This is a genomic window from Streptomyces sp. H27-H5 (genome assembly GCF_026627505.1).
Taxonomy (GTDB): domain Bacteria; phylum Actinomycetota; class Actinomycetes; order Streptomycetales; family Streptomycetaceae; genus Streptomyces.
Map to the genome: position 1 here is coordinate 124,874 of NZ_JAPNLK010000011.1, position 6,946 is coordinate 131,819.

Sequence of the window (6,946 nt, forward strand, 5' to 3'; positions counted from 1 at the left end):
ACCAAGGGGCCGGCCCCGCACCCGTTGCGCGACCGGCCCCGACCGGCCCGAACCCCGGCGGATCCGACCGGACCCGGCCTCACAGCTGACGACCACGTGCACCGATCCCATGAGAAGAGGCCAGCCATGCGCGTACTCCTGGTGAACATGCCCTGGGCCCCGATCGATCTCCCGTCGCTGGCCCTCGGAATTCTCAAGCGCAGCGTCGACGAGCGGGTCCCCCATGGTGCGGCGGACGTTCTCCACGCCAATATCGAATACGTGGACTGGATCACCAAGAACACGGAATTCACCCTGGAGGACTATTCCTACTACGCACTCGGTTCCTATTTCCTGGGCTGCGGCGACTGGGTGTTCTCCTCCGCCCTCTACGACGACCCCCAGTGGAGGGTTCCCGAGTTCACCGCAGCGATGAGCAGCCGAGTACGTGGTGCCCGAATGGAGATGACGAAGGCGCTGCACGCGACCGCGCCGGATTTCGTCCGGTACATCGCCGAGCGCATCGTCGAACTCGCCCCGGACGTGGTCGGTTTCACCTCCACGTTCCAGCAGAACACCGCCGCCCTGGCGGCCGCGAAGTACGTCAAGCGCCTCGCACCGCACATCGTGACGGCCATGGGTGGCGCCAACTGCGACGGCAAGCAGGGCGAGACCGTGCACCGCAACTTCCCCTTCGTGGACTACGTCCTGCGCGGCGAGGGCGAGGTGTCCTTCCCGGCGCTGCTCAGGGCGCTGGACACGGGCGAGCCGCTGTCAGAGGTACCCGGGCTGTGCCGGCGCGGCGCGGACGGCGCCTCCGTGGTCAACGCCATGAGCACCAAACCGCTGCCACCCGCCTCGATCCTGCCGCCGGACTACGCGGGCTACTTCGAGCGGCTCGCCACCTCCCACGCGCGGCACTGGGTCGAGCCCAAGCTGGTGGTCGAGGGTGCGCGGGGCTGCTGGTGGGGGGAGAAGCACCATTGCACCTTCTGCGGGCTGAACGGCTCCTTCATGCAGTTCCGCAGCAAGAGCCCGGACGTGTTCTACGACGAGATCATCGAACTGGCCCGCAAGCACCGGGTGTTGGACATGTATGTCGTCGACAACATCCTGGACATGGGGTACGTGAACACGGTGCTGCCGCGCATCATCGACAGCGGGTTCGACCTGCGCATGCACATCGAGATCAAGTCCAACATGCGGCGCGGCCAGCTCCAGACCCTCGCCGACGCCGGCCTGATCTTCGTCCAGCCGGGCATCGAGAGCCTCAACAGTCGGGTACTGACGCTGATGGACAAGGGCGTGACCGGCGGCCAGAACGTCCGGATGCTCCGCGACGCCGCCACCGTCGGCCTCTCGGTGGCCTGGAACTACCTGCACGGCTTCCCCGGAGAGGACGCCGAGGACTACGACGACGTGGTGGCCCAACTCGCCGCGCTGGAGCACCTCAACCCGCCCGTGGGCCCGTCCTCCCGGATCGCGATCGAGCGGTTCAGCCCGTACTTCAACAACCCCGGGCTCGGCTTCTCCGAACTGCGCGCCGCCGAACCGTACCGGCTCACCTACGACCTCCCCGACGCCGAGATGTTCGACCTGGCGTACGTCTTCGACGTGCCGCCCCGCGGGATCGGTGAGGACGTCGTCGACCGCCTCGACGAAGGCATCGCGCACTGGAAGCGGAACTACGCCGGCAGCCGTCTCACCCATTGCGATCTGGAGGACCGGATCGTCCTCGTCAGCAAACGGCGCGCGTTCGACTGGACGCACCTGGAACTGACCGACCCGTTCGAACTGGCCCTGTTCCGGCTCCTCGACCAGCCGCACACGGTGAAGGCGGCCGCCCGCAAGCTGCACGAGGAGCACCACGTGGGCGAGGACGCCCTACGGGAGGTACTGCGGCGGTGGCGGGCGCTCGGGGTGGTCTTCGAGGACAACGGCCAGTTCGTGCAGATCGCGCCGCCCGCACTCAACGAGGAGTTCCTGCGGATCGACTTCATGCGGCACACCTCCGCCCGTGACGGCGAACTCGCCGCGACGACCGCCTGACGACTGCCCGAGAGGGACGACGATGACACCGGCACTCACCGGCACGGAACCCTTCACCGTGACCGCCTCACGGGACTACGACCTCGAGGTGGGCACACGGCCCGACATGTCCCTGGGCCGCTACGAGATCGACATGGCCGGCGGCGTGGCCGCCCGGCGGCTCTTCGCCGCCGGGGCCCGGCACGTCACACTCCCTCGCCCGGTCGACGTGACGGACGCGGCCGACGCCGCCTGGTCGGTCCGGGCGCTCAGCTTCGTGGGCGACCTGTCCAGTCTGGCCATCTCGGTCGACTGGCAGCTCCACACCGGCCCGGACCCCGACGCCTGGCGTCACTACGGCCATCTCCACCCGCCGACCGCCGTCCTCGGCACCGCCGACCCGGCCGCGACGGCACTCGCATGGCGCAACGCGTACTACATCTGCAAGTGCATCTTCCGGTACGGCCCCGGGTTCATCCAGGTACGTGACCGGCGCTACGGCGAGCTGCGCCGCTTCACCATCGACGAACCGGACTACCACGAAGCCATCGCGACCCTTGTCGACGGTGCCCGCGCCGACGCGATCGCGGGGCCGATCCTGGACGACCTCATGGACGAGACCCTCGTCCTCCGTTTCGGCGACCACCTCTGGTGGGCCCCGTACCGGGTCCGCCGCTGGTCGGAGGCACCGCTGGTGATCTGATCCCCGGGTCGACTCCGCCCGGACGGTTGCGGGGGAAAACCGGGTGCGGCCGTTCGCACCGGCCTGGGATCATCCCGGGATGGTCCACCGACTCGAACCCCTGGTCATCCGGCACACCCATCGCATCCCCTGCCCCACAGGACCCGTCGGGGAAGGCGCCGTCGCGGCGCAGCAGTTCGACGCCGCGTTGATGTCCGTGGGCTTCAAGCTCTCGGCCGAGTTGCTCGCCCACTTGTCGGGGCTCTCCGAGGGCGCCGTCGTCGAGACCGCCGTACGGACGCTGGGCATCGTCCGGGAGATGGTCGGCGACCACGTCCGGCACAACGCGTACTTCATCGATTTCCCCGCCAACGTCCCGAACACTTTCGACTTCTGGATGCGGTGCATCCGGAACGCGCTCGCCGACGACACCACGCGCGCGAGCACGCTGGAGCAGCTGAGCGCCGGTGTGGTGAACCTGCTCACCCTCCCGTCGTACGGAAACGTCCGGCACACCTACGCCGAGATGCTCGCCCACCACGACGAGCTGATCGACGCCGCGGGGGACCGTGTGACGGTCCTGCACCTGGGCGGTGCCCTCGACGCCGAAATCACGTCCCTCTACCTGGCGTTGGCCGGCAGCACCACCCCGCTCGGCGAGGACGGCCTGCACGACCTGGGGGTTCTCGCCGGCCACTGCGCCGACGGGCCGCCGCCCGAGGAGATCCCCGTACGGGAGAACCGCGCCGTGGTCAACCACGCCCGGCTGATGGCCGGTGCGGGCCTGCTGCTGGACACGGTCACCGATGTACTCCGTCTGGCGTGCGCGCTTGTGGGGGGCGACGTCACGCTGCGGGAGCCGACGCGGCTGCGCACCGTGCCCCGATCGGTGCGCCGGGCGCTGCTCGCGGGCCTGGACGCGGTCGTCGCCGCGTCGCCGGCCAAGCTCGCCGACGTACACGCCCACCGCGAGCGGTGGAAGCGGCTCGGCGAGCGGCTCCACCCGCACGGGTACCCGCAATGGCCGCACGCGGCCGACGTGTTCGCCGTCGCCCGCGGCGAGAAAACGGCGCGCTCCCTGGACAGCCGGGTCGAGGACCTGCTCGCCCGGGGCGACACCGCCGCCGCGGTCGAGCTGTTGAAAGCCGCACCGGGAAAGCTCTTCCGATCCCTGGACCATTTGCTGCGCGACTCCTTCACCCAGGACGAGCGCGACGTCGTCGTGGCCGCCGCCGAGCAGGTCGTCCCCGAGGTCTCCGGCCGGGTCGTGCTGTCCGTGCGTCAGCACCTGCACAACCGTGAGCGGGAGACCGGCGAGCAGCGCGTGTTCGTCAACCGCCTCGGCCGTGCCTGGGTCGCCGAAGACAACCGCCGACCGGTGTACGCGCCCGAGCGCAAGCGGCTGATCGCCGCGCTCGACGCCGAGCTGCGCCGCCGGCTGCCCGCCGCGGCCCACCTGTTGATCGACCCGGACGTCCTGGACGTGGCGTTGCCACTGAGCGGCAACGCCACCGCGTCCGGGCTCGGCGTGCTGCCGCGCGGCTCGGTGTCCCGCGTCGACGGAGAACTGCTGCGCTTCTTCGTGTACTGGAAGCAGAGCGAGCACTCCACCGACTACGACCTGTCGGCAGCGCTCCTGAACGCCGATTACTCGACCGCCTCCTGGCTGTCGTACACCCATCTGCGCGGGGTCGAGGGCGAGCACTCCGGCGACATCACGAACGCGCCGGACGGAGCCTCGGAGTTCATCAACCTGCGTCTGGGCGCTGTGCGCGCCGCTTGCATCGTTCCGCAGATCAACATCTTCTCCGGAGAGGGCTTCGAGGAGGTCGAGGAGTCGTTCTTCGGGTTCATGCTGCGCGAGGGCGAGCAGAAGGGACGCCCGTTCGAGCCGCGCACGGTACGCATGAAGTCGGAACTGCGCGGTCCGGGCCGGGTCGCCCTGCCGCTGGTCTTCCTGCGCGGTTCCGACGGCCGGTGGCGCGCCAAGTGGCTGAACCTCTACCTGAAGGGGACTCCGTCGTCGAACAGGGTCGAGGGCAACCGGGTGACGGTCGCGACGCTGCTGCGCGCCATCGTCGAGCGCGAGCAGCTCACCGTGCGCCACCTCACGGAGCTGATGACCGGCAGCGCGACGACCGTCACCCTGTGGGACGGCGAGACGGTTCCGGCGGGACCCGTCACCTACATCGGCCTGGAGCGCCCCGCCGGGCTGCACCCGGGGTCGCGGATCGTCACTCCCGAAAACCTGCGTGACCTGATCCCCGCCTGACTGTTAGCGTGTCCGTGGCGAGGCCATGAAGGGGCTTCCTTCTCCACACTCCTTGAAATTAGTCCCTTCGCTTTCCTCGCCACCGACTTGAGGCCTCCGGCCGCCCCGCCTGTACGCGGGACGGCGGGAGGCCTTTCGCGTGAATCGCTGGGAGAAGCCGCTCGCCGTGTACGTGTTCACCTCATCCGCCCGCACCCGCCGCCTGTTCGAGCAGTACACCTCATCCGGCGCCGTGGTACACGACGCCGGCCTCATCCACGTCGCCGCCACGGGCCTGCCGTTCGGCGGTGTGGGCGCCGGCGGCATCGGCGCCCATCACGGCGTGTACTCCTGGCGAGCCTTCTCCCACCTCAAGCCCGTCGTGCACAAGCCCCTCACGTGGGACACCCTCCGCCTGGCGCAGCCACCGTTCACCCGGCGCGGGCTGCGCCTCGTCAAGCGCCTGATGTGACGCGGACAGAGAGCCTGTCGTAACCCCCTGCCCGGCGACATGGCCACAAGTCGACTTGTGAGAAGGCATTCGTGAGTCGGAACGACCTGTACACGTCTCCAGCCCGGGTGCGGAGGCCGGCTCTGCCCGAGGGGGCTGGTCGGAACGCGCCGGGTCATGGCAAGATCCAAGGAGCGCCACAGCCCGACCCAGTGAGGGGATATCAGGCATGTCCGAGAAGCCGCAGACCCTGCCGGAACCGAGCGGACTGACGCTCGTCGGGGCCCCAGACAGCAGCCCGGCCCTGATCGGCGAAGCGACGGACGACGACATCCTGGGCACGCTCAGCCTGCGCTACGTGGGCGGTACGCCCGTTCTCGTCTCCACGGGTGGGACCCTCGTTCCCGCGCGACTGCCGGTCGTGGACGGGCAAGGACGGCTCATCGGCACGTACGAGATGCCGGACCCGCAAGGCGCTCCGGCCGTCGCCAGGGCCGGCGGGCATCAGGTCGGCCTGGCCCTCGAACTGGAGCAGTAGCCCCGCCTGCCGGCCTCCGCGACCTGCTCCGGTCCCTGGAGGAGCAGGTACCGCGGAACCGGACGACGGCCCGGGGCCGCCGCTCCGGCCCTGACCGCGCGGTGGGACCGGACTTCCTCCGGGGCGGCGTTCGGCCGAGGGGTGGCCTGTGCGCTTCCGGGAAGAGCGCGGCTTCCACGACACCGCAGACCCCTGGGAGCAGCCGCGGCACTCCTGCCAGGAGAACCCGTCCTGAGGTTCGTACGGGTTTCGCTTCCTCCGGCCTCCTCGAAGCCGAGGCCTTCCCGCACGCTCCCACCAGTACGCGACTGCCGTCAGCGTGCGGCGAGCCGCTCCAGCAGGGCAGCGCTTCGCGCCAACAACGCCCGCTCCTCTGGCGTGAGTTCCGCTTCGATGGCCTGCGCGAGCCAGCCGACTCGGCGGCCGCGCTCCGCTTCGAGCGCCGCCCGGCCCGCGTCCGTCAGCTCGACCAGTGACTTGCGGCCGTCCGTGGGGTGCGCACGGCGCGTGATCAGGTTCTGTTCCATGAGGAGCCCCACCGCCCGCGCCATCGACTGGGGGCGTACGCGCTGATCGGCGGCGAGGTCGCTGGTGGTCATGGCGCCGTCGCGGTCGAGTGCACCGAGCACCGCGACCTGGCCCAGCGGGATGCGGTCCTCGTGTGTGACGCGTCGGGTGAGCTTGCCCATCGCGGTGCGCAGTTCGGCGGCGATGGCGGCGGCTTCCGAGGTGGGCATAGGGCACTTTACCCCGCTGATCGGCACAGCTGTGCACCTGACCTGCACAGCAATGCTGTACAGCCAAACTGAGCAGCATTGCTGTAGGTTTATTGCTGTCGGGCTCAGCGCCAGCGTTGTCGCAGCCGGGGCCACGGCACACGACAACGGGAAGGAATCTCAATGATCGTGTCAAGCCGCCTGCGTGACTGGCGGGGCGGAGGTGAACAGCCTCTTGTCACGCAGCATCGCCCAGAGCACGTCGACCCGGCGGCGGGCAAGCGAGAGCAGGGCCTGGGTG

General features: G+C 69.6%; 6 protein-coding genes. 5 read left to right on the forward strand and 1 reads right to left on the reverse strand.

Features of this window, described 5'->3' with window-relative positions:
* Positions 1-126: 126 nt before the first annotated feature.
* From OTB19_RS07740 to OTB19_RS07760, 5 genes are all read left to right on the forward strand, one after another.
* Positions 127-2,028 (forward strand): RiPP maturation radical SAM C-methyltransferase, encoded by a 1,902-nt coding sequence (locus OTB19_RS07740; protein ID WP_267797272.1) that lies wholly within the window; start codon positions 127-129, stop codon positions 2,026-2,028.
* Positions 2,029-2,050: 22 nt separating this feature from the next.
* A complete protein-coding gene (locus tag OTB19_RS07745; RefSeq protein ID WP_267797273.1) occupies positions 2,051-2,710 on the forward strand; it encodes a DUF5825 family protein in 660 nt (219 codons plus the stop codon).
* Positions 2,711-2,789: 79 nt separating this feature from the next.
* Positions 2,790-4,961 (forward strand): TerD family protein, encoded by a 2,172-nt coding sequence (locus OTB19_RS07750; protein ID WP_267797274.1) that lies wholly within the window; start codon positions 2,790-2,792, stop codon positions 4,959-4,961.
* Between the two features lie 139 nt (positions 4,962-5,100).
* Positions 5,101-5,412 carry an aldehyde dehydrogenase family protein gene (locus OTB19_RS07755; RefSeq protein ID WP_267797275.1) on the forward strand — a complete coding sequence of 104 codons (312 nt, stop codon included), beginning with the start codon at positions 5,101-5,103 and terminating at the stop codon, positions 5,410-5,412.
* A 208-nt stretch (positions 5,413-5,620) separates the two neighbouring features.
* Positions 5,621-5,929: a hypothetical protein gene (locus OTB19_RS07760; RefSeq protein ID WP_267797276.1), complete on the forward strand. Its 309-nt coding sequence runs from the start codon at positions 5,621-5,623 to the stop codon at positions 5,927-5,929.
* Between the two features lie 314 nt (positions 5,930-6,243).
* On the opposite strand, the gene OTB19_RS07765 is transcribed toward OTB19_RS07760, so the two are convergent.
* The gene (locus OTB19_RS07765; protein ID WP_267797277.1) at positions 6,244-6,666 is read right to left on the reverse strand and encodes a MarR family winged helix-turn-helix transcriptional regulator; all 423 of its coding nucleotides are present in this window, start codon (positions 6,664-6,666) and stop codon (positions 6,244-6,246) included.
* Positions 6,667-6,946: the final 280 nt, after the last annotated feature.